The sequence below is a fragment of the Yoonia sp. genome (assembly GCF_965660735.1).
In the GTDB taxonomy this organism is placed as follows: Bacteria; Pseudomonadota; Alphaproteobacteria; order Rhodobacterales; family Rhodobacteraceae; genus Yoonia.
The window spans coordinates 21,799-42,904 of the sequence record NZ_CBFIBD010000005.1; the positions used below are offsets into that span (position 1 = coordinate 21,799).

The following is a 21,106-nucleotide window of genomic DNA, read 5'->3' on the forward strand; positions in this document are numbered from 1 at the left end:
TGATCCCCGGTTATCAGCCTAACCGCTTTCCCGAAGCCGAGGCGCTGGAACTGCCCTTTATGACCACCAAAAAAGGTGCCGAGGCGTCTGCCGCCGCATGGGATTTCACGCAAGAATTCCTGATGGATGATTTTGCCGATGTGCATCTGATCACGGCACATATGCACGGCCCCGGCATTGTGCATAAACGCGGCGATGCGGTCAGCACGGTCGAGGATTTCGCAGGTCTGAAACTGCGCGGTCCGTCCCGCCCTGCGACCCTGCTATTGGAAGAACTGGGCGCAACCCCAATCGGCATGCCCGTGCCGCAATTCCCCGAGGCCCTGTCAAAAGGCGTTGTCGATGGCGGCGTGATCACGTGGGAAATGTCGCCATCGCTCAAGCTGAACGAGCTGACCGACAGTCACACCGATGTGGCGGGGGATCGTGCACTTTATAACCTCTATTTCATCTGGGCGATGAACACCGATGTCTACAACGGCCTGCCCGATGACCTGCGGGCGGTGATCGACGCCAATTCCGGCAAGATGGCCGCGATCTGGGCAGGCGGCGCCCATGATACCGGCGACGTGGAAGGCCGTGACCTGATGTATGACGATGGAAACGAAATCGCCGTGATGTCAGAGGAAGAAACCGCACGGATCAAGGCGCTGGGTGACGTCGTGACCGCCAACTGGATCGCCGAAATGGACGCCAAGGGGTTCGACGGGGCCGCATTGGTCGCGGCAGCGCAAGAAGCGGTTGCTGCGAATATCGGTGCGGGCCAGTAGGCCCGCATTCAGAAAACAAGACCGCCACGCTCTCCCCTGTGGGGAGGGCGATTTTTTACGTAATCCGCGCGACCACATAATCGGCCAGGTCAACCAGCATGGCCTTGATCGGATGGTCGGGGATCACGTCCAGCGACGTCTTGGCCTTGTCCGCCCAGCCTATCGCATCAATCCGCGTGCTTTCCATCGTGCCATGCTTGGACAGTAGGCCCATCGCATGTTCCAGATCGCCCTCTTCCTGACGGCCCTTGGCGATCGCGCGTTCCCAAAATGCGCGTTCATCCGCATCAGCCGCTGCAACCGCCCGGATCACCGGCAGGGTCAGCTTGCGTTCGCGAAAATCATCGCCGGTGTTCTTGCCAATCGCTTTGGTGCCACCGTAATCCAGCAGGTCGTCCACGATCTGGAATGCAATACCCAGCGCGTCGCCGTAATCGAACAGCGCCTGAACGGTCGTATCGTCTTGCCCCGCGATCACACCGCCCACTTCCATCGCCGCCGAAAACAGCGCCGCCGTCTTGCCGCGCACGACCTTCAGATAGATGTCTTCCGTCGTGGCCAGATCGGCAGCGGCGGTCAGTTGCAGCACCTCGCCTTCGGCAATCGTGGCGGATGCATTGGCAAGGATATCCAGCACCCGCATCGAGCCGGTTTCGACCATCAACTGGAATGACCGGGCGAACAGATAGTCGCCGACAAGAACGCTGGATGTATTGTCCCACAACAGGTTCGCAGTGGGCCGCCCGCGCCGCTGTTTGCTTTCGTCCACCACATCATCATGCAGCAGGGTCGCAGTGTGAATAAATTCGACCGTTGCGGCCAGATGCACGTGATACGGCCCGTCATAGCCGCACATCCGTGCCGCAGCCAATGTCAGCATCGGTCGCAAACGCTTGCCGCCTGCCTCGATCAGATGTGCCGTTACCTCGGGAATGCGGGGGGCATGTTCTGACGCCATACGCGCGCGGATCATGTCGTTGACCGCGCTCAGGTCGTCGGCCAGTGCTGTGGCCAGCTGTTCATGCGGTTTGGTTGCGGCGGCATCAAGGCTCATGGTGTTTCCGTGTGAATGGACAAAGGCGACGCCCCGTCTTAGGTCTTGGATATGAAAGAGCTTTTGCGCACCAACGACCCGACCGTCATCGCCTTTGCAACCGCCCTGCTGGACAGCGAGGGTATAGACTGGTTCACCTTCGACGTAAACATGAGCGTCCTTGAAGGCAGCATAGGCATTATGCCGCGGCGACTGATGGTGCTGGACCGCGATCTGTTCATGGCCGAGGCCGTGATGCGCGATGGAAATATCGACCTTGGCCGTGACTGATGATGTAACTTGCGACGATTTTCTGGGCGGGCGTGTGCGCGTCTGGCAACCACGCCGGGGTTATCGGGCGGGGGTAGATCCGGTGGTGCTGGCGGCGGCTGTGATGGCAAGGCCTGGGCAATCCGTTCTGGAACTGGGCTGTGGAGTGGGCGTTGCGTCGTTGTGTCTGGCGGCGCGTGTACCGGAATTGACGCTGACCGGGGTGGAATTGCAGCCTGACTATGCCGATCTGGCACGGCGCAATGCGACCGAAAACGCAGCACTCTTTGATGTTGTGACAGCTGATTTGCGCGCCCTGCCCGCCGATTTGCGGCAGAAACGGTTTGATCATGTGATCATGAACCCACCCTATTTTGACCGCCGGACCGGCACCGCAGCCAGCGACCATGGGCGCGACACGGCATTGGGTGGTGACACACCGTTGACAGACTGGCTGGATATTGCGGCGCGACGGATTGGCCCAAGGGGCTATCTGACCCTGATTCAACGGATGGAACGGTTACCCGAGGTGTTGACGGCCTTGACCGGGCGGCTTGGGTCACTGGTGGTCTGCCCGATTGCGGGGCGCGCAAACCGCCCGCCAGAATTGTTCTTGCTGCAAGCGCGGCAAGAAGGCCGCGCCGCATTCCGTATGGTACCTGCGCAGGTCATGCACACCGGCGACGCGCATCAAGGCGACGTTGAAAGCTATACCCCCGCGATCGGAAAGGTTTTGCGAAACGGCGCATCTTTGGACATCTGGCCTTAACCATTTGGCAAGAATTTTCACCCAATCTGTTTTCACGATCATTTGCTGCCATGCAGCGTGACAGACGCGTGCGGATGTGTTGCAATACTTTTACAAACCAACCCCAGAGGAGGACGACCATGAGCTTGAGTTCGCATTTGCAGGAACTGAAGAAAAAGCACCAACACCTCTCTGAATCGGTCGAGATGATGCAGCGTAGTCCTGCAACAGACGACCTTGAAATCGCCAAGCTGAAAAAGAAAAAGCTTATGTTGAAAGAAGAAATCAACAAACTTAGCACGCACTGAGCGACCCTGGCACTGGTGGCGGCTGCAAATATTTTGTTGCGGCAGCCCCGTTGCTTAAGACAACACACCCTAAATGCCTGTCGGCACCAACCTTAATGCAACAGGGCCACGCTGATCCAGCGCGGCCCCTTTGTTTTGTCCGATCCTGACAGGGATCAAACCATATACTGCCCACCGTTGGCAGAGAGCGTGGACCCCGTGATAAAACCGGCATCATCGGATGCCAGAAACAGCACTGCACGCGCAATTTCTTCAGGCTCGCCCAGCCGCCCCACGGGGATCTGCGGCAGAATCACTTCGTTCATTACTTTTTCAGGGATCGTGCTCATCATCTCGGTGTTGATGTAACCGGGCGCCACGATGTTCACGGTAATACCCGCACGCGCACCTTCTTGGGCCAACGACTTGGTAAAGCCGATGTCGCCCGCCTTGGTCGCGGCATAGTTTGCCTGTGCAAACTGGCCTTTCTGGCCATTGATCGAACTGATCGTCACGATGCGGCCGAACTTGCGCTCGCGCATCCCGCCCCAGACGTTGTGCGTCATGTTGAAAACGCCGTTCAAGTTGGTATCGACAACCTCTTTCCACTGCTGCGGCGTCATCTTGTGGAAAGGTGCATCGCGAGTGATGCCGGCGTTATTCACCAACACCTCGACCGCGCCGAGCTCTGCCTCGATCTTGGCGATACCTTCCGCGCAGGCCTCATAGCTGCCCACATCCCATTTATAGGTCTTGATGCCGGTTTCAGCAGTAAATGTGGCAGCCTTTTCATCATTGCCGGCGTAGGTCGCGGCAACGGTATAGCCTGCATCCTTTAGCGCCTTTGAAATTGCTGCGCCAATTCCGCGCGAACCGCCCGTGACAAGTGCGACACGTCCCATGTAGTATCCTCCTCTTGAATTTATTTGGTTTTAGGCGGCGCAGTCACGCACCGCCTTGATCTGTATCAGGGGCGTTCAAGGCACATGGCAACGCCCATGCCACCGCCAATGCACAGCGTGGCCAGACCCTTTTTCGCGCCGCGCCGTTTCATTTCAAACAACAGCGTGTTCAGAACGCGCGCACCGGATGCACCGATCGGGTGACCAATCGCAATGGCACCACCGTTCACATTCACGATCGCCGGATCCCAGCCCATTTCCTTGTTCACCGCACAGGCTTGTGCGGCAAAGGCTTCGTTGGCTTCGACCAGATCAAGGTCGGCCACGCTCCATCCCGCCTTTTCCAGCGCCTTGCGACTGGCCATGACGGGGCCGACCCCCATGATCGACGGATCAAGGCCCGCTGTCGCATAGGATGCGATCCGCGCCAGCGGTTCGATCCCGCGCTTTTCCGCCTCATCCGCAGTCATCAGCAAGGCGCCAGCGGCACCGTCGTTCAGGCCCGATGCGTTCGCCGCCGTCACAGACCCATCCTTGCTAAAGGCAGGGCGCAATTTCTGCATCGCGTCCATTGTAGCGCCGTGGCGAATATATTCGTCCTGATCGACAACAATGTCACCCTTACGGGTTTTCACCGTAAAGGCCATGATTTCCTCGGCAAATTTGCCGGCCTTTTGCGCGGCTTCGGCCTTGTTCTGGCTGGCGACGGCGAATTCATCCTGTGTGTCGCGGGTGATCTGCCACTTGTCGGCCACGTTTTCAGCAGTCTGGCCCATGTGGTAATTGTTGAATGCATCCCACAGGCCATCACGGATCATCGTGTCGATATATTTCATATCGCCCATCTTGTGGCCGGCCCGCAGGTTGGCGGCATGGGGGCTGAGGGTCATGTTTTCCTGACCGCCCGCAGCGACGATGCTGGCATCGCCCAGTTGAATATGCTGGGCACCCAACGCCACGGCGCGCAAGCCAGAGCCACACACCTGATTGATACTCCAAGCCGCCGATTCAATCGGCAGGCCTGCGTTGATATGCGCCTGACGCGCCGGGTTCTGGCCCTGTGCCGCAGTCAAAACCTGTCCCAGGATCGTTTCACTGACATCCGCCTTGTCGATGCCTGCACGTGCAACCAGCTCCTCCAGAACAGCAGCCCCCAGATCATGGGCCGGGGTATTGGCAAAAGCGCCCCCAAAGCTGCCCACGGCAGTCCGGGCAGCAGATGCGATAACAACATTGGTCATGGATAGATCCCTTCAGGTTATTCCCTTGGCAGGACGAGGCCAGAAAACCCGATGGGTCCGCGCAGGCCCCCTGCCGCTCCATATGAATCCTATTGGGTTGGATGCCCTAGGGCAATGCGATTCCCCGCGCTTAGCTGGTGCTTTGACTTTAAAAATCGAATGTTGGCACACCGAAATGATAGCCTTGCAAACAATCTACACCGATCCCTCTCAGAAACGCGGCCTCTGCTGCGGTTTCCACCCCATCTGCGATAGCAAACATTTCAAACTGCTGCGCGACAGTGATCAATGCCTCTGCAAGCACCTGGTTGTCGGGGTCGGAATCGATCCCTCGCACAAAGCTTTTGTCGATCTTTACCAGATCGAAAAAGAAATCTTTCAGATGGCGGAACGCCGTGAACCCCGCCCCGAAACCATCCAGCGCAAAGGCCACCCCCTTGGGCTGCATTTCCGCCATGAACCGGATCACGATTTCAGGAAGCAACATCGCTGATATCTCGCTGATTTCGAAGATCAGCCGATCACCCAGTCCCGCCCTGTCCCGCAATCCACGATCCAGAATGCGCCGCCATTCCCCATCACCGATGGACCGCGCCGACAGGTTGACCGACAAACGTAACCCAGGTTTCTGTTTCAACAGCTTCAGCGCCAGTTCCAGCGTGACACAGTCGATCTGCCGGCCCATGCCGGTTTCTTCGACCAGCGGCATGAAATGCGCGGCCGGAATGATCCGCCCCGCGTCATCCATCAGGCGCACCAGCCCTTCGTAAAAGGCGACACGCGGCGGGTCATCCGCAGTGACAATCGGATGAAACGCCAGGCGCGCCCGTTCGGCCGCCAGCGCATCGCGTACCAGCGTCATCACATCGGCATCACGGCTGGCCATTGCGTAATGCAACGGATCCAAAAGGGCCTGTTCATCAATTTCGGCGCGGCTTAGCGTGGTGTTATGCATGGCACCTTTCCATACTGCCCCCGCAGATTGCCCCACGCGCTGCTAACAACAGATTAAGGAGACCCCAAATGATGGAACGTTGTGGTTGGGCCGGACCTGAACAGATATACATCGACTATCACGACACCGAATGGGGCGTGCCTGAATATGACAGCCGGGCCCTGTGGGAAAAGCTGATCCTTGATGGGTTTCAGGCAGGGTTAAGCTGGATCACCATCCTGAAAAAACGCGAGAACTTCCGCGCAGCCTTTGCCGGCTTCGATCCGCATGTCATCGCGGAATGGGGCGAAGATGACGTGCAGCGCCTGCTGGCCGATCCCGGCATCATCCGCCACAGGGGCAAGATAGAAGCGACGATCACAAATGCCCGCGCGTGGCATCAAATAGAAGCGGACCAAGGATTCGACCACTTTCTGTGGAATTATGTGGACGGCACACCCTTGCAGACCAACGCCAGCGACCGCGCCGATATTCCGACGCAATCACCGCTCAGCACGCAAATCTCGAAAGACCTGAAAAAGGCGGGGTTCAAATTCTGCGGCCCAACAATCGTCTATGCATTCATGGAGGCGACAGGCCTGTTCAACAACCACCTGACAAGTTGCCCCCGCCACGCGCCCTGCGCGGCACTGGGGCGATCACCAGCGGTTTAACGCATCTTCATCCGCATCCTTGGCCGCAACCCAATCGGCCCCCGTGTCGGTCACTTCCTTTTTCCAGAACGGCGCGCGGGATTTCAGGTAGTCCATCAGGAAATCCGCCGCCGCAAAGGCCGCCGCACGATGCGCGGCGGCGGTCGCCACCATCATGATCGGAGCACCAGGCTTCAACGGGCCATAGCGGTGGATCACCAAGGCATCGGCCAGATCCCAACGGCGCACCGCCTCTGCCACGATTGTTTCAATCGCGGATTGGGTCATGCCGGGGTAATGTTCAATTTGCATTTCCCGCAGGTCGCCCACCGTATCACGCACGACGCCGGTAAAGCTGACGACGGCCCCCACGTCCGTGCGGCCCTGGGCAAAACCGCTCAGCTCCGACCCCGCATCGAACGGCTCTGCCTGCACACGCACGCCCATATCAGCCACCCGTCATGGGCGGAAAAAACGCGATCTCGCGGACACCGGCAAGGGATGCGTCGAAATCCGACAACTCCTGATCAAGCGCAACGCGTAGCGCGCTGATATCAGCAAAAGCCGCGGCATAACGCTCTTCCCGGGCGGTCAGCTCCGCCACCAGATCGGCCACGGTGGCCGCATCGGTTTCGACGGTTTCCTGCGGAAGGCCGATCCGTTCACGGACCCAGGCGAAATACATCACATTCATCAGCGGGCGTCCTTCAGATAGGGCTGTGCCTTGCGGAAATAATCCCATCCGGTCACCAGAGTCAAAACCCCAGCCAGCCACAAAACGGTGATCCCGGCCCACCAGCTGATGATCATGCCCTGATATTTCCAGATCAGACCCAATTCATCGGGGATGCGGCGCGCCAGCACATCGGTCACGATCTGTTGGCTCATCCCGATGGATTGCATGCCAAAGTAATGTTCAAATGCGCCTGTCGCAAACAACAACGCAATCGCGACCATCTGCGCGGTTGTTTTCCACTTGGCTAGCGGGGTGACTTTCAGGGTGCCTGCCGTATCACCCAAAAATTCCCGCAATCCCGAAACGAATACCTCGCGGAACATGATCAGCGTGGCGGGCAGCAGGATCCACGGGTTCATGCCGGAAAAGCCGGTGATCACCAGCAGCGCAATCACCACCATCGCCTTGTCGGCAATCGGGTCCAGCATCGCGCCCAGCTTGCTTTCCTGTTTCCACGCCCGCGCCAGATAGCCATCCAGAAAATCCGTCAGCGCGGCGGTCACGAACAACACCAGTGCGAACCAGTCCGCCCAGGGACGGTTGAAATACAAAAACATGATCACCACGCCGGGCGCGGCCAACAGGCGCAAGATCGTCAGGATGTTCGGCAAATTCATATTCATGCCCTTGTCTACCCCGCTTGCAAGCGCCTGACCATATCCTGCTTCTTCCGAGTAAAAATATCCCCGCCGGAGGCAAGAATCTCTTAACCGTTTTCGTGAAAATAGTCATAGATTGTCTGGGCCATATTCCCCGACACGCCTTCCACCGCCCTCAGATCGGCAAGGTTGGCGCGCGCCACAGCCTTGGCCGACCCAAAGTGTGCAAGTAGCGCGCGTTTGCGCGCCGCCCCCACGCCGGGCACATCGTCCAGCGGGGTGGCGCCAATCGCCTTGGTGCGTTTTGCCCGATGGGTGCCGATGGCAAAGCGGTGCACTTCGTCGCGCATCCGCTGGATGAAATACAGCACCGGATCATTGTGTCGCAGCGCCATGACCGGTTTGCCGGTGCGATAAAACTCTTCCTTGCCCGCGTCGCGGTCCAGCCCCTTGGCGACACCCACCATGGGAATATCGGCCACACCCAATTCATCCATGATTTGCTGCACCGCACTGACCTGCCCCGCGCCGCCGTCGATCAGCAAAAGATCGGGCCAAGTGCCTTGGGTGCGGTCGGGGTCTTCCTTCAGCAGGCGTTGGAAACGGCGGGTCAGCACCTCTTTCATCATGCCGAAATCATCGCCGGGGGTCAGGTCGTCACCGCGGATGTTGAATTTGCGATACTGGTTCTTGTCGAAACCATCCGGCCCGGCCACCACCATCGCGCCGACCGCATGGGCACCCTGTATGTGGCTGTTGTCGTAAACCTCGATCCGCTGGGGCACGCGCGGCAGATCAAAGGCCTCGGCCAGCCCTTTTAACAAACGCCCCTGCGTCGCCGTTTCCGACATCTTGCGCGCAAGGCTTTCGCGGGCGTTGCGCAGCGCGTTCTGCACCAATTCGGCCTTTTCCCCCCGCTGGGGGATCACAATCTCGACCTTTCGCCCGGCCTTTTCCGCAAGCGCCTGCGCCATCAGGTCGTCATTGTCCACCCCATGAGACAGAATCAGCATGCGCGGCGGTTCGCGGGTGGCGTAGAATTGTCCGACAAAGGCCTCCATCACCTCGGAAGGGTCTTCGTCGCCGCTGACGCGCGGGTAATAATCGTGGTTGCCCCAGTTCTGGTTGGCGCGGATGAAAAATACCTGCACGCAGGCCTGTCCGCCGTCGGTATGCAGCGCGATCACATCCGCCTCGGCGGTGTTTTGCGGGTTGATGCCTTGGGCCGACTGCACCTGCGTCAACGCCTTGATCCGGTCGCGCAATGCCGCGGCGCGCTCAAATTCCATCGCTTCGCTGGCCGCCTGCATCTGTGCGGCAAGCGACTGTTGAATACCCTTTGTCCGGCCTTGCAGGAATTGTTCGGCATCGCGCACCGTGGCCGCGTAATCCTGTTCTGAAATCAAACCGCAGCACGGGCCGGAACAGCGCTTGATCTGGTATTGCAGACAGGGCCGCGTGCGGGTTTCAAAATCGCTGTCTGAACAGTTGCGCAGCAAAAACACGCGCTGCAACTGGTTCAGCGTGCGGTTGACCGCCCCTGCCCCCGCAAAGGGGCCATAATAATTGCCCTTTTGCTTTTTCGCGCCGCGATGTTTCTTGATCTGCGGATAGGCATGATCCTTTGTCACCAGAATGTTGGGAAAGGATTTGTCATCGCGCAGCAGCACGTTGTAGCGCGGTTTCAGCTGCTTGATCAGGTTCTGTTCCAGCAACAGCGCCTCGGTTTCCGTCCGCGTGGTCAGAAACATCATAGACGCGGTTTCGCTGATCATTCGGGCGATGCGCGGCGAATGGTGGCCGGGCCGGGCATAGTTGCTGACCCGCGCGCGCAGGTTCCGTGCCTTGCCGACATAAAGCACACGGCTATCCGCATCCAGCATCCGGTAAACGCCGGGCGACGCATCAAGCGTGCGCAAATATCCGTGAATCAAGTCGTATCCCGTCGCGGGTGAAGTGGTTGTCGGTTCAGTCATGTTCACGCGTCTGTGATTCTGTGCTGGCTGCAATGGTAACGCCGCAGGGACAAGAGGAAAGGCATCCACCGTTTCTGTGGATAAGTCGGTGGGTTAATCTGTGACACCCTGAAATTTTCGTTGTTTTCAGCAGGCTTCGTCAGTTTGCCTAAAAAAGAGGCGCAACAGCAATATGTTGAATTTGCTTGGTATTTTTATTTACATCACCTTAAAGCCTTGAAAAACCGTCAAATTGTAACGTCTGCGTGACGCTGGATTCAAAGGGGTGTACAACTTTTGCGCCGTATCACTCGACCCCCAGTACGTCGGGCGTTTCCCATGCAAGGTGCTGACCACCGTCAACGGCAAGCATTTGCCCGGTCAGCGCCGGTGCATCCAGAAAGTAGCCCAGCGCCGCTGTGATATCGGCGGGGTTGGCACCGCGTTTCAAAATCGTCGCCGCACGCTGGTTTTCAAAATGTGTTGTTGACTGCCGATGTCCCTGCAATGTCGGCCCCGGCCCAATCCCGTTTACGCGTATCTTGGGCGCCAACGCCTGCGCCGTTGTCCGCGTCATCGCCCAAAGCCCCATTTTGGCAATGGTATAGGTCATGAATTCGGGGGTCAGTTTGTGAATCCTCTGATCCAGCATGTTGATCACCAACGCCTGTGCCACCGGTTCACCATTCTCGTCCGTGACAGGATCAGGGGCCTGTGCCGCGAACGCTTGAGTCAGCACAAAAGGTGCGCGCAGGTTCGACCCGATATGCCTGTCCCAGCTTTCGCGACTGGCCGTTTCAACGTTGTCGTGTTCAAAGATGGACGCGTTGTTGATCAAACAGGTCAGCGGCCCGCCCAGCGCATCCACCGCACGCCCGACCAGCGCCTGTGCCGCGTCTTCGTCCAGCAGATCCGCCTGCAAGGCGCTGGCCTTGCGGCCCATCGTCTGCAATTGCGCAACAGTGTCGGCCGCCCCGGTCGCAGACCCGGCATAGTGCACCGCCACGTCATAGCCGCGCTGCCCCAGATACAGCGCCATCGCCTGTCCCAGCCGCGCACCGGCACCGGTCACCAACGCCTTCATGGGCGGCCCTTTTCACAGGCGCATGGGCCCTTGCCGATCCGGTATCGCTGGCATTTGGGGCATTTGGCATTCGCCAGCCGCTGCTGGCCGGGAAACCGCCATTTCCCGAAAATGCCCAGGACCGCGATAAAGGCCAGAAAAAGAAAGATGGATTTGATGATCACAGGCCGAACCTCGCGAATGCGGCGCGTTCTTCGGCTCCGCCGATCGCATCATCGACGATCCGCGCACCAAAGCGTGCCAGTAGCGGACGGCTTTGTTCATAGCGGCGGACTTTCACCTTGTCGCCGAAACGCTGTTTCATCACCGGAGCCAAATGGCCGATCCCGTCGGCCAGCCCCTGATCGATGCCCTTCTGGCCGATAAACACCTCGCCTGTGAACAGATCAGGATTATCCGCCAGTTTCGTGCCACGCCGCGATTTCACATAGTCAATGAAGGTTGCGTGCAGATCTTCCAGCCAGCCTGTCAGCTTCTTGATATCCGCAGGCTTTTCCGGCTTGAACGGGTCCAGCATGGATTTCGAGGTGCCAGATGTATGCACCCGGCGCTGCACGCCCAGTTTTTCAATCGCCTCATGTGCGCCGAAACCGGCGCTGATCACGCCGATCGACCCGGTGATCGAACAAGCGTCGATAAAAATTTCGTCCGCCGCACAAGCCAGCCAGTAACCGCCCGATGCCGCCACATCCTCGACAAAAGCGAAAACCGGGATTTTCTTTTCGTCAGCCAGCCTGCGAATACGCGCCGCAATCAGTGACGATTGCACCGGCGACCCGCCGGGGCAGTTGATTTCAAGCGCGACAGCTGCGGGTTTGCCCCGGCTGAACGCCTTTTCGATCACCGGCGCGAGGCCGGGGTTGTCCAGCCCCCGCGCGCCATTGGTGATCGCGCCCTGCAAGCGGATCACGGCGACGAAGGGATCGGATTTAACAAAAGGAATAAAGCGTTTCATTGTTCACCATCTAAGCTGCTTTGGACGCAGCGCAAGGTTATTGCCTGATCCGCCATCCCGTGCGGAAGATCCACCAGATCGCCGTCAGGCAGATCGCGGTGAAAAGTGCAATCGCCGCCAAAGATACCCCGATGCTGACATCCGCCGCGCCAAAGAACGACCAACGGAACCCGCTGATCAGGTAGACCACCGGGTTGAACAGGGTGATCGTCTGCCAGACGGGGGGCAACATGGTGATCGAATAGAAAGACCCGCCCAGAAAAACCAGCGGCGTGATGATCAACAGCGGGATCAGTTGCAATTGTTCGAAATTGCCCGCCCAGATCCCGATGATGAACCCCAGCAGGGAAAAGCTGATGCAGGTCAGCGTCAGAAACGCCAGCATCGCGATGGGGTGCGCGATATCGAGATCGACGAACAGATGTGCCGTGCCAAGGATGATCAGCCCGATGAACATGGCCTTGGTTGCCGCAGCACCCACATAGCCGGCCGTGATTTCAAGGAAATTCACAGGGGCCGACAGCAATTCATAGATCGTGCCGATGAATTTGGGGAAATAGATCCCGAAACTGGCGTTGGTCGTTGCCTGCGTCATGACCGACAGCATGATCAGCCCCGGCACGATGAACGCGCCATAGCCGACGCCTTCGACCTGATCGATCCGGCTGCCGATCGCCGCCCCGAACACCACGAAATAAAGCGAGGTGGACAAGACCGGCGACACGAGGCTTTGCATGATGGTGCGGAAAAACCGCGCCATTTCGAACATGTAGATGGATTTGACGGCGGTCAGGTTCATGCGTCTTCCTTTACGAGCCCGACAAAGATGTCCTCAAGGCTGCTTTGCCGAGTCTGGATGTCCTTGAACTTTAACCCTGCCTTCGCAAGGTCATTCAGTAATGTCGTGATGCCGGTCCGTTCGCCCCGCGTATCGTAAGTATAGGTCAGTGACAGCCCGTCATCGGACCGTTCCATCCCATAACCTGCCAACGCCGCCGGAATATCAGGCGTGGCTTCGGCCAGTTCGATCTGCAACTGCTTTTTGCCCATCTGGGCGACCATCTCGGCCTTATCCTGCAGCAACAGGATTTCACCCCTGTTGATGATACCGACACGGTCGGCAATCGCCTCGGCCTCTTCGATGTAGTGGGTCGTCAGGATGATCGTGACGCCCGATGCTTTCAGGTCGGCGACAACATCCCACATGTCCTTGCGCAGTTCCACATCGACGCCCGCGGTCGGTTCGTCCAGAAACAGCACGCGCGGTTCATGGCTCAGCGCCTTGGCGATCAGAACACGTCGCTTCATGCCGCCGGACAGTGTCATGATCTTGGCGTTCTTCTTGTCGCCCAGTGACAGCTGGTTCAGTATCTTCTCAATGTAGGCATCATTGCGCGGCTTACCGAACAGCCCGCGCGAAAACCGGACGGTGTTGAACACGGTCTCGAAAGGTTCAAGATTGATTTCCTGCGGCACCAGCCCGATCAGGTTGCGGGCGGCGCGAAAGTCGCTCTGGGTGTCGTGCCCCCCCACGAGCACATGCCCCGATGTCGGCACGGTGATCCCGCAGATCGTCGAAATCAAGGTGGTCTTGCCCGCGCCATTGGGGCCAAGCAGGGCAAGGATTTCACCCTCTTCAATCTCAAGGTTGACGCCTTTCAGCGCCTCAAAGCCACCGGCGTATGATTTGCGCAGGTTCTGGACAGATACGATCGCGGACATGACGTGGCCTGTTTGCTGGGTTCGGTCGGAACCTAGTGCGCGCAAAGCCAAAGGGAAAGAGCGCGTGACCCTTGGGCAGGATGCCGTTTCATTTACACATACGCCCTGCCACATCCAGCATCCGGCATGAAAACCCCCATTCGTTGTCATACCAGCCAAAAACCCGTACCAGACCGCCCGCTGTCACCCGGCATTCCGGCAGCGCGACGATCACGCTTTCCGGTCTGGCGCGCAGGTCCGACGACACAAGTGGTTTTTCCGTATGCCCGATGACGCCTTGTTGCTGGCGCAGCACATGGTGCAATTCCTCTGCCGTCGGCGTGTTGCGCAGGACCACGGTCAAATCAACCGCCGAGACAGAGGCAACGGGCACGCGCACAGCCGCCGCCTCGATCCGGCCGGCGATATCCGGCAGCACGGCCTCCAACAACCGCTGCGCCGATGTTGTGGTGGGCACCATCGACAGACCCGCAGCGCGGCTGCGCATCATGTCGCCGCGCGGTGCGTCGATTGTGGGCTGGCTGCCGGTGTAGCAGTGGATCGTGGTCATCCAGCCCGTTCGCAGCCCCCATGTCGTATCCAGCAGCCTCGCCAGTGGGGCGAGCGCGTTGGTTGTGCATGATGCGTTCGACACAATCGGCTGATCTGCCAGCAAGTCGTCATTCGCACCCAGAACGACGGTCAGGTCAGCCGCGTCGGATGGCCCGGAAATCAGCACTCTGCCGGCGCCGGCGCGCAGGCCGCGCATGGCGACATCCCGGCTGTCGGCCTTGCCGGTGCATTCCATCACAAGGTCGACGCCGGTCAGATCAAGTGTGTTGATATCATCCGTGCGGAACAGCGGGATCACCCTGCCATCAACAACAAGCGACCCATCTACCAGATCAGCGGTGCCGGGATAGGGGCCGAACACGCTGTCATAGGCAAAAAGATGCGCGCACAGATCGGGCGCTGCAATATCGTTGATTCCGACAATCTCCAACTCCGGCCAGCCGCCTTTGGCCCACGCGCGCAGCACCGTGCGCCCGATCCGTCCGAATCCGTTGATGAAGATACGCGCCATGCCTGCCCCCGGGTTTATTGATGCGATGCTGCACCGTTACGTGCCGGTGATACAAGATGGGGTTTCCGCCCGCGCCACAACCGCTTATCACCTGGATCAGGGTAAGAATCGGTTCACTGTTACCGCGAATATATCGGGGCTCGCGTGTGATTCTTTGTGTTATGTCCGCGAAACTATGATCTTTGCGGATCAGCAAAGCCTGTTTTGCAGATGCTTGATATCAGCATTGCGACATTCTGCATCACACACCACAGTTTTGTCACAAATGCAGCAGTTATCACTGGTAAACGTCTGGAATTCGCATTGCACTGTTTCAAATTCGGGGATCAATCTGACGAAATCATCCCGATTAACGGCCCGTAAACAACAAGTTGGCGTCACTTTTTGGCCCAAATTGAATGAGACTAAAAACTTAACGGTAGCCGGAATCTCCGTGCGACCTCTGCAAGTTGAAAGCTGGATTTGAGATGGGTAAAGCGCAGGCAAAAGATAACACGGACGACAAGGACAGCTTTGTCGACGAACTGAAGCCGGGCACAAAGCTGATGCACGGCCAGTACACGATCGAAAATTTCCTGAACGCAGGGGGTTTCGGGATCACCTATCTTGCGCGCGACAGCCTGGACCGCAAGATCGTGATCAAGGAATGCTTTCCCGGCGCGTTCTGCCGTCGCAGCCGCTATGTGGTGCAGGCGCGCTCGCGCGCCCATCAAAACGAGCTCAAGTCGATTGTCCGTCTTTTCGTCCAAGAGGCCCGAAGCCTTGCCAAACTGGATCACCCGAATATCGTCGGGGTGCATCAGGTTTTCGAAGACAACGAAACCGCCTACATGGCGCTTGATTTCATCGAAGGGCGCGATCTTCTCGACACGATCGATGATCCAAATCATGGCCTGACGCCTGCCCAGATCAAGGTCATCCTGAAAGAAGTGCTTGGCGCTGTCGGCTTTATCCACGAACAGGGCATCCTTCACCGTGATATTTCGCCCGACAACATTCTGATCAACTCCCAGTTTCATCCGGTGCTCATCGACTTTGGTGCCGCCCGCGAAGAGGCCACAAAGCAAAGCCGCGTTCTGTCGGCGTTGCGCGTGGTCAAGGACGGCTATTCCCCACAGGAATTTTATATTGCCGGCAGCGACCAAAGCCCCAGCAGCGACCTTTACGCGCTGGCCGCTTCATTTCACCACCTGATCGCCAAAGAAGTGCCCCCAAACAGCCAAGCCCGTCTTGCCGCCATCGCGTCCGGTGACCCGGACCCTTATGTGCGGCTGGCAGGGCGGCACCCGCAGTATGACGATGCCTTCCTTGCAGCAATCGACAAGGCGTTGGAGGTCCTGCCAAAGGATCGCCTGCAGTCGGCTAAGGAGTGGATCGACATGATGGAGGGCGCGCAGGGGAACGTGACGCCACTGAATGTCGCTACCGCACGCGATACCGCCCGCAGCCAGCAACCTGACACGGCCCCTCAAAAATCCAAGATGCCCCTGCTGCTGGGGTCGGCGGCGGTGCTGGCAATTATCGTTGGCGCCGGTGTCATGTTTATGTCCACCAGCGAAAATGCGCCCGCAACCACGACTTTCGCCGAACCTGTGCAGCAGGCCCCTGTCCAGATCGCAACGGCCCCGGCTGCGCCAGTGGTGGTGGAACGGCCAGCGACCACACCCAGACCTGCGGCGGATACCCCGGTTGCGGTTGTTGCACCCGCGCCGGTAGCCCCCCCTGCACCGCTTGAAACGCCTGCAACGCTCGCGCCCGCTCAATCTCCGGCCATCGCCGAAGAGGTGACCCCTGCTATCGTGCCGGAACAGGTGACACCGGTCATCGTCGAAGAAACCGCGACCGTCGCAACAGACACGGCCCCCGCGACAGCCCCCGCCGTCGTCGGTGGCCCGGTTATTGTCGGAGACGATAGCCCAACACCGGAAATCCGGCCTGCAACACGCCCTGAAAACCTCGAATTCGCGGCCCTGCCCGAAGTTGTCGAACCCCCGCTGCCAGAGCCTGTCGTCACACCGCGTCCTGCGAGCGCGGAACCGGTCACGACCGGCGCTTTCCCTGATCAGACAGCAAATCGGCCAACGACAGACTCCAGCACCGCCGATCTGATCTTTCCCGCCACTCCGGGTAGTATCGATGCGGTGGGAACAGGCCCCGCCGTCACGATTGACGCAATCACGCCGGGCAATGAATTGCCTCAGCCAGAAGTCACATCGACATGGTCGGTGCAGTTACCGTTCTCCGGTGCTGCGCCCGATTCCAATGTTGTTGGCGAAATCGGTGCGATCACACCGGTCTGGGTGCGTCCGGGGATTGAAATAACATCGGTCAACGGTACACCCATCAACAGCATCGCTGAAATCCCTGGAACGTTGCGCGCAGCGCAGCCATCGTCGCCCGGCGATACCGTGCAGGTGACATTCGGCATAAGTGACCCCACAACCGGCGAAAGTGCGGAACGTCCCTGGATCATGCCCGTCGTGCAGCAAACCGAACTGGGAAATGGAATCCGTTTTCAATCAGCCTTTGCCGGGTCGAACTGGCGCACTTCGGTGGTTAATGTGCCAGAAGGCGTCACCACAGACTTGCGGGCGGGGGATGTCGTGACATTGTTCATCCCAACGTCGGAAAACATTGGCGAACGGGACACGCTGGCGACAATAATCGAACGCGAACTGAACAGCGGGACAGAGCAATTCATGTTTGCCGTCCAGCGTGAAGGCAGCATGTGGGTCGCCTCCATGACCATTGATGAACAGAATTAATCCGCGTCAGGGTGCCCAATTGGCAGCACCCGGGCCGTAGACTGAAAGGTAGGTAAGATGAAATTCATTCGTGCACTCATCGGTAAAAAGCGGGACAGCGCGCACGCGCAGGATGGTGATGTCGACGCGCTTGAACAGTCATACCGCGATACAATCGGGGCAATGACGGAAGAGCAGAAATTGCTGCAACGGCGCGGCGCCGAAGAGGACATTGACGTGTCCGGCATGCTCACCAGCATCAACGCGAGGGTTTCGGCCCCGCAACCAGCATCGCCAGAGGCCGCACCTGCCCCCGCAGAGGTGCCCCCGGCGCCACAGATGAACATCTGGGACATGGAAGACGACGCGCCATCGACCGAACTGCCTGAATCAGCCCCCGAACAACCCGGCGCGTCACCTGCTGCAGCCTCTGCGGCGGCCGCCCGTTCGCCGGCACGCTCGCGCCGCACAAAGACCCGCTTGATCGGCTTTGAAAAGTCGGACGGCGACGTGGTCGATTTGTTCAATGATGCCCCCAAGGCCGCGCCGACACAGCGTGTGAAATACCCCGTCGGCTGGATTGTCGTCGCCAAAGGCCCCGGCCGCGGTGAAAGTTTTTCACTGATGGCGGGCATGTCGCAGATCGGTCGCGGCGAAGACCAGGCGGTGCAGCTTGATTTCGGTGACAACTCCATCTCGCGGACCAATCACGCAGCCATCGTGTATGACCCTGAAAGCAAGGAATTTCTGCTGGGCCATGGTGGGAAATCCAACATTGTGCGCTTGAACGACAAACCACTGATCAGCAATGAAACGCTGCAAACCGGCGACATCATTCGCATCGGTGAAACCGTGCTGCGCTTTGTCGCGCTGTGCGACAAGTCGTTCAACTGGTCCGACGGTGCTACCGGGGAGGACGAAGATGTGGCGATCGCCTGAACCTCGTTTTGACGTCGCTTCGGCGATTTGTCAGGGCGGACGAGATTACCAAGAAGACGCGATTGTCACCGATTTCCCGTTCGGTGCAGACAGCGGTGTCGTGGTTCTGGCCGACGGTATGGGCGGTCACGCTGCCGGTGACGTCGCCAGCAAGATTGTCGTCACCGAGGTTTTCAGCGAACTGAAATTCCAAAGTGCCAATTTTGCCGATTACGAAAGCGAAATACCGCATTTTCTGACGGCCGCAGCTGTGAACGCCAACAAGTGCGTTCGTGCGCATGTGCAAGAACACCCCGACACGCGCGGTATGGGCGCCACGCTTGTATCGCTTGTTTTGATCGAGAACCGGATGTTCTGGATGTCGATCGGGGATTCACCGCTGTATCACTTCCGCAGCGGCAAGATGAAGCAACTGAACGAAGACCATTCGATGGCGCCACAGATCGATTTCATGGTGAAATCCGGGCTGCTTGACCCCGAAGCCGGCAAGAACCATCCAGATCGCAACTGCCTGACCTCTGTCATTCTGGGTGATCGGGTGGCGAAATCAGATTGCCCCAAAACACCGTTCGAGCTTCAGGTGGGCGATATCGTGGTCGTGTCCAGCGATGGGCTGCAGTATCTGGAAGAAGCGCAAATCCAAAAAATCCTTCACCGGTATCGCCGCCGCAAGAGCGCCGAAATCGCAGGTTACCTGCTTGAAGCGATCGAAAATCTGGGCGATCCCGATCAGGACAACGTGTCGTTTTCAGTCATCAAACTGAACCATAACAAGCCCGTCATTCGCGCCATCCGCGCAAAACCCGTCGGTCATGTGGAAACACATGCCGCATCTATTACCCGCGTAGTCGAGCTTGACGATGTCGCCGCGACACAAAAAACACCCCCTACGCGACCGGATCCCACAGGTCCGACAAAGATCAAGGAAGTCAAACCGGTCAAACCTGTGAAGTCTCGCAACTCTTCAGACGCAGGGGAGGTTGAAGCGACGGCACCGCCAGCTAAGTTAGCTGCTGGAGGCCAATAATGTCGAATCAATCGCGCGGAAAGAAGGTGCAGGACGACCTGACGCTTGCCGTAGGTGCAGGAATTCTGCCAGCCGACGCGCAACTGCGCGCGGAAAAACTGCTGGACCGGCTGCAACAGCCGGTGCGGCTGGGCTTGATGGGGGTTCCGGGCGCGGGCAAGTCCACATTGCTGAACCTGCTTGTCGGCGCTGATGTGATCCCCCAGGGGGTGCGGCTGCCGACACTGCAATTATCATTCGGCCCGACCGCCCAAAGCGTTTGCACCTTGCCGGACGGCACCAAAAAGACGCTTTCCCATACAGATGCCGCGCAAATCGCAGAACTTGCGCCCGTTTTCGTTGAAATGCAGATGCCACTGCCCGCGCTGGGCAAGATTTCCGTTCTTGAAGTCGTCGCACCAGCCGATCCAACCGCGCTGCAGCGCGCAAGCGATTGGGCTGCCAAGCGATGCGACATTGCATTGTGGTGCACACAGGGCTTTGGCGAAGTCGAACAGACAATATGGGGCAGGATGCCGGACCTGATCAAGGATCACGCTTTCCTTATGGTGACCAAGGCAGATGCCTTGCGGGAAAATGGCCTGATGGATGCGACCATCGGCGCAGTGCGCAACGCAGCCAGGGATGAATTCAACCAGATCCTGCCGATCGCAACCACCGATGCCCTGGCGGCGCGCCAACCCGATGGCACCGTCGATAGGGACCGGATGCGCAGCAGTGGCGGGCTTGCGTTAATCTCGGCGGTTCTCAAGCAGGTGGAACAGGGGCGGCAATCCTTTGTGGACATGGCCGAGGTGTTGCTGTTGCAGCATCAGGACGCGCTGCAAGCGGCGACCAGCGTTGAAATACCCGAATCGCACGATCTGTCTGTCGAAACACATGAACCGGCTGTTCCCGATGTGGCAACATCCGCGCCGACGCCCGCGACCGAAAGCACGCCAGTGGAACAGCCCGCCCCTGCGGGATCACCTGAAAAAACTGTCACCTTGCATCCCGCGACGCGCGCGGCTTATGAACATGTGCTTGACTACATCATCGCCCAAAGCAGGGCACTGATTGATCTGGCCGAAAAGGTCGGCGATGCTGCGCCGGCACAGATCATGGCGAAAACTGTTGAACATGTGCAATGGCTTAGCGATTATCTGAACGAACATGGTGATGATACCGACCCTGCCTTGATCCGTGCGCGCGACACCGCGATGGATGCCGCAGATCTCGTGCAGTTGATGCAAATGGAAAAGCGTGACAGTGCCGCTGTCGAAGCGCTGAGCCTGATGATCCAGATCAAGCACGAATTACAGGCGGACTTGGCGGCATAACCCACGGCAACAGTGTTTATTTTCCTGGAAGGTGCGCCATATTTTTGCCGCGCTCATCTGTTTCCATTGAAGCAATAAAAGAGTGCATGCCTCGTTATTTGGCGAAGGGGCGAACAATTGCTAAA

22 protein-coding genes are annotated in these 21,106 nt (G+C 58.5%); 9 read left to right on the top strand and 13 right to left on the bottom strand.

The window, feature by feature from the left end; translation table 11 throughout:
* Positions 1-770, top strand: a 770-nt coding sequence (locus tag ACTG4B_RS03825) for a TRAP transporter substrate-binding protein (protein ID WP_439154363.1), incomplete at its 5' end; no start/stop codon positions are given.
* Between the two features lie 55 nt (positions 771-825).
* On the opposite strand, the gene ACTG4B_RS03830 is transcribed toward ACTG4B_RS03825, so the two are convergent.
* Entirely contained in the window at positions 826-1,824 is a 999-nt protein-coding gene (locus ACTG4B_RS03830; protein WP_439154364.1) for a polyprenyl synthetase family protein, read from the bottom strand.
* Between the two features lie 51 nt (positions 1,825-1,875).
* Here ACTG4B_RS03830 and ACTG4B_RS03835 point away from each other — a divergent pair, with 51 nt between their 5' ends.
* From ACTG4B_RS03835 to ACTG4B_RS03845, 3 genes are all read left to right on the top strand, one after another.
* Positions 1,876-2,094 carry a putative signal transducing protein gene (locus ACTG4B_RS03835; protein ID WP_296371739.1) on the top strand — a complete coding sequence of 73 codons (219 nt, stop codon included), beginning with the start codon at positions 1,876-1,878 and terminating at the stop codon, positions 2,092-2,094.
* A complete protein-coding gene (locus tag ACTG4B_RS03840) occupies positions 2,066-2,842 on the top strand; it encodes a tRNA1(Val) (adenine(37)-N6)-methyltransferase (RefSeq protein WP_439154365.1) in 777 nt (258 codons plus the stop codon). The genes ACTG4B_RS03835 and ACTG4B_RS03840 overlap by 29 nt, the downstream gene beginning before the upstream one ends.
* A gap of 119 nt (positions 2,843-2,961) precedes the next feature.
* Positions 2,962-3,129 carry a YdcH family protein gene (locus ACTG4B_RS03845; protein WP_439154366.1) on the top strand — a complete coding sequence of 56 codons (168 nt, stop codon included), beginning with the start codon at positions 2,962-2,964 and terminating at the stop codon, positions 3,127-3,129.
* A 155-nt stretch (positions 3,130-3,284) separates the two neighbouring features.
* Here ACTG4B_RS03845 and phbB read toward each other — a convergent pair whose 3' ends face one another.
* The 3 genes from phbB to ACTG4B_RS03860 form a co-directional block, all read right to left on the bottom strand.
* Positions 3,285-4,010 (bottom strand): acetoacetyl-CoA reductase, encoded by a 726-nt coding sequence (phbB, locus tag ACTG4B_RS03850; RefSeq protein WP_439154367.1) that lies wholly within the window; start codon positions 4,008-4,010, stop codon positions 3,285-3,287.
* Positions 4,011-4,075: 65 nt separating this feature from the next.
* Positions 4,076-5,251 carry an acetyl-CoA C-acetyltransferase gene (locus tag ACTG4B_RS03855; RefSeq protein ID WP_439154368.1) on the bottom strand — a complete coding sequence of 392 codons (1,176 nt, stop codon included), beginning with the start codon at positions 5,249-5,251 and terminating at the stop codon, positions 4,076-4,078.
* 148 nt (positions 5,252-5,399) lie between these two features.
* A complete protein-coding gene (locus tag ACTG4B_RS03860; protein ID WP_439154369.1) occupies positions 5,400-6,206 on the bottom strand; it encodes an EAL domain-containing protein in 807 nt (268 codons plus the stop codon).
* Positions 6,207-6,277: 71 nt separating this feature from the next.
* On the opposite strand from ACTG4B_RS03860, the gene ACTG4B_RS03865 reads away from it, so the two are divergent.
* Complete coding sequence (locus tag ACTG4B_RS03865; RefSeq protein WP_439154451.1) at positions 6,278-6,859, top strand: DNA-3-methyladenine glycosylase I; 582 nt, start codon at positions 6,278-6,280, stop codon at positions 6,857-6,859.
* On the opposite strand, the gene ACTG4B_RS03870 is transcribed toward ACTG4B_RS03865, so the two are convergent.
* The 9 genes from ACTG4B_RS03870 to ACTG4B_RS03910 form a co-directional block, all read right to left on the bottom strand.
* Positions 6,845-7,285, bottom strand: coding sequence for a molybdenum cofactor biosynthesis protein MoaE (locus ACTG4B_RS03870; protein WP_439154370.1), 441 nt, complete (start codon positions 7,283-7,285; stop codon positions 6,845-6,847). The genes ACTG4B_RS03865 and ACTG4B_RS03870 overlap by 15 nt on opposite strands.
* 1 nt (position 7,286) lies before the next feature.
* Complete coding sequence (moaD, locus tag ACTG4B_RS03875; RefSeq protein WP_439154371.1) at positions 7,287-7,532, bottom strand: molybdopterin converting factor subunit 1; 246 nt, start codon at positions 7,530-7,532, stop codon at positions 7,287-7,289.
* On the bottom strand, positions 7,532-8,197 hold the full coding sequence (gene pgsA, locus ACTG4B_RS03880; RefSeq protein ID WP_439154372.1) for a CDP-diacylglycerol--glycerol-3-phosphate 3-phosphatidyltransferase: 666 nt from the start codon (positions 8,195-8,197) through the stop codon (positions 7,532-7,534). The genes moaD and pgsA overlap by 1 nt, the downstream gene beginning before the upstream one ends.
* A gap of 83 nt (positions 8,198-8,280) precedes the next feature.
* The gene (gene uvrC / locus ACTG4B_RS03885) at positions 8,281-10,149 is read right to left on the bottom strand and encodes an excinuclease ABC subunit UvrC (protein ID WP_439154373.1); all 1,869 of its coding nucleotides are present in this window, start codon (positions 10,147-10,149) and stop codon (positions 8,281-8,283) included.
* 286 nt (positions 10,150-10,435) lie between these two features.
* Complete coding sequence (locus ACTG4B_RS03890) at positions 10,436-11,212, bottom strand: SDR family oxidoreductase (RefSeq protein ID WP_439154374.1); 777 nt, start codon at positions 11,210-11,212, stop codon at positions 10,436-10,438.
* Positions 11,213-11,372: 160 nt separating this feature from the next.
* Positions 11,373-12,167, bottom strand: coding sequence for a S49 family peptidase (locus ACTG4B_RS03895; protein ID WP_439154375.1), 795 nt, complete (start codon positions 12,165-12,167; stop codon positions 11,373-11,375).
* A 37-nt stretch (positions 12,168-12,204) separates the two neighbouring features.
* Positions 12,205-12,966, bottom strand: coding sequence for an ABC transporter permease (locus tag ACTG4B_RS03900; protein ID WP_439154376.1), 762 nt, complete (start codon positions 12,964-12,966; stop codon positions 12,205-12,207).
* On the bottom strand, positions 12,963-13,889 hold the full coding sequence (locus tag ACTG4B_RS03905) for an ABC transporter ATP-binding protein (protein ID WP_439154377.1): 927 nt from the start codon (positions 13,887-13,889) through the stop codon (positions 12,963-12,965). Before ACTG4B_RS03905 ends, ACTG4B_RS03900 begins: the two co-directional genes overlap by 4 nt.
* A gap of 88 nt (positions 13,890-13,977) precedes the next feature.
* A complete protein-coding gene (locus ACTG4B_RS03910; protein ID WP_439154378.1) occupies positions 13,978-14,952 on the bottom strand; it encodes a type I glyceraldehyde-3-phosphate dehydrogenase in 975 nt (324 codons plus the stop codon).
* Positions 14,953-15,419: 467 nt separating this feature from the next.
* Between ACTG4B_RS03910 and ACTG4B_RS03915 the strand changes: the two genes are divergently transcribed.
* Genes ACTG4B_RS03915 through ACTG4B_RS03930 form a run of 4 tightly spaced genes read left to right on the top strand, consistent with a single transcriptional unit; the run spans position 15,420 to position 20,981 of the window.
* Positions 15,420-17,717: a serine/threonine protein kinase gene (locus ACTG4B_RS03915; RefSeq protein WP_439154379.1), complete on the top strand. Its 2,298-nt coding sequence runs from the start codon at positions 15,420-15,422 to the stop codon at positions 17,715-17,717.
* A 57-nt stretch (positions 17,718-17,774) separates the two neighbouring features.
* Complete coding sequence (locus ACTG4B_RS03920; RefSeq protein WP_439154380.1) at positions 17,775-18,635, top strand: FHA domain-containing protein; 861 nt, start codon at positions 17,775-17,777, stop codon at positions 18,633-18,635.
* Positions 18,619-19,662, top strand: coding sequence for a PP2C family protein-serine/threonine phosphatase (locus tag ACTG4B_RS03925; RefSeq protein ID WP_439154381.1), 1,044 nt, complete (start codon positions 18,619-18,621; stop codon positions 19,660-19,662). Before ACTG4B_RS03920 ends, ACTG4B_RS03925 begins: the two co-directional genes overlap by 17 nt.
* Positions 19,662-20,981 carry a hypothetical protein gene (locus ACTG4B_RS03930; RefSeq protein ID WP_439154382.1) on the top strand — a complete coding sequence of 440 codons (1,320 nt, stop codon included), beginning with the start codon at positions 19,662-19,664 and terminating at the stop codon, positions 20,979-20,981. The genes ACTG4B_RS03925 and ACTG4B_RS03930 overlap by 1 nt, the downstream gene beginning before the upstream one ends.
* Positions 20,982-21,106: the final 125 nt, after the last annotated feature.

Coding starts and splice junctions, on each gene's coding strand:
- ACTG4B_RS03830 (WP_439154364.1), bottom strand. CDS start 1,824: ATGAGCCTTGATGCCGCCGCAACCAAACCGCATGAACAGCTGGCCACA.
- ACTG4B_RS03835 (WP_296371739.1), top strand. CDS start 1,876: ATGAAAGAGCTTTTGCGCACCAACGACCCGACCGTCATCGCCTTTGCA.
- ACTG4B_RS03840 (WP_439154365.1), top strand. CDS start 2,066: ATGGAAATATCGACCTTGGCCGTGACTGATGATGTAACTTGCGACGAT.
- ACTG4B_RS03845 (WP_439154366.1), top strand. CDS start 2,962: ATGAGCTTGAGTTCGCATTTGCAGGAACTGAAGAAAAAGCACCAACAC.
- phbB (WP_439154367.1), bottom strand. CDS start 4,010: ATGGGACGTGTCGCACTTGTCACGGGCGGTTCGCGCGGAATTGGCGCA.
- ACTG4B_RS03855 (WP_439154368.1), bottom strand. CDS start 5,251: ATGACCAATGTTGTTATCGCATCTGCTGCCCGGACTGCCGTGGGCAGC.
- ACTG4B_RS03860 (WP_439154369.1), bottom strand. CDS start 6,206: ATGCATAACACCACGCTAAGCCGCGCCGAAATTGATGAACAGGCCCTT.
- ACTG4B_RS03865 (WP_439154451.1), top strand. CDS start 6,278: ATGGAACGTTGTGGTTGGGCCGGACCTGAACAGATATACATCGACTAT.
- ACTG4B_RS03870 (WP_439154370.1), bottom strand. CDS start 7,285: ATGGGCGTGCGTGTGCAGGCAGAGCCGTTCGATGCGGGGTCGGAGCTG.
- moaD (WP_439154371.1), bottom strand. CDS start 7,532: ATGAATGTGATGTATTTCGCCTGGGTCCGTGAACGGATCGGCCTTCCG.
- pgsA (WP_439154372.1), bottom strand. CDS start 8,197: ATGAATATGAATTTGCCGAACATCCTGACGATCTTGCGCCTGTTGGCC.
- uvrC (WP_439154373.1), bottom strand. CDS start 10,149: ATGACTGAACCGACAACCACTTCACCCGCGACGGGATACGACTTGATT.
- ACTG4B_RS03890 (WP_439154374.1), bottom strand. CDS start 11,212: ATGAAGGCGTTGGTGACCGGTGCCGGTGCGCGGCTGGGACAGGCGATG.
- ACTG4B_RS03895 (WP_439154375.1), bottom strand. CDS start 12,167: ATGAAACGCTTTATTCCTTTTGTTAAATCCGATCCCTTCGTCGCCGTG.
- ACTG4B_RS03900 (WP_439154376.1), bottom strand. CDS start 12,966: ATGAACCTGACCGCCGTCAAATCCATCTACATGTTCGAAATGGCGCGG.
- ACTG4B_RS03905 (WP_439154377.1), bottom strand. CDS start 13,889: ATGTCCGCGATCGTATCTGTCCAGAACCTGCGCAAATCATACGCCGGT.
- ACTG4B_RS03910 (WP_439154378.1), bottom strand. CDS start 14,952: ATGGCGCGTATCTTCATCAACGGATTCGGACGGATCGGGCGCACGGTG.
- ACTG4B_RS03915 (WP_439154379.1), top strand. CDS start 15,420: ATGGGTAAAGCGCAGGCAAAAGATAACACGGACGACAAGGACAGCTTT.
- ACTG4B_RS03920 (WP_439154380.1), top strand. CDS start 17,775: ATGAAATTCATTCGTGCACTCATCGGTAAAAAGCGGGACAGCGCGCAC.
- ACTG4B_RS03925 (WP_439154381.1), top strand. CDS start 18,619: ATGTGGCGATCGCCTGAACCTCGTTTTGACGTCGCTTCGGCGATTTGT.
- ACTG4B_RS03930 (WP_439154382.1), top strand. CDS start 19,662: ATGTCGAATCAATCGCGCGGAAAGAAGGTGCAGGACGACCTGACGCTT.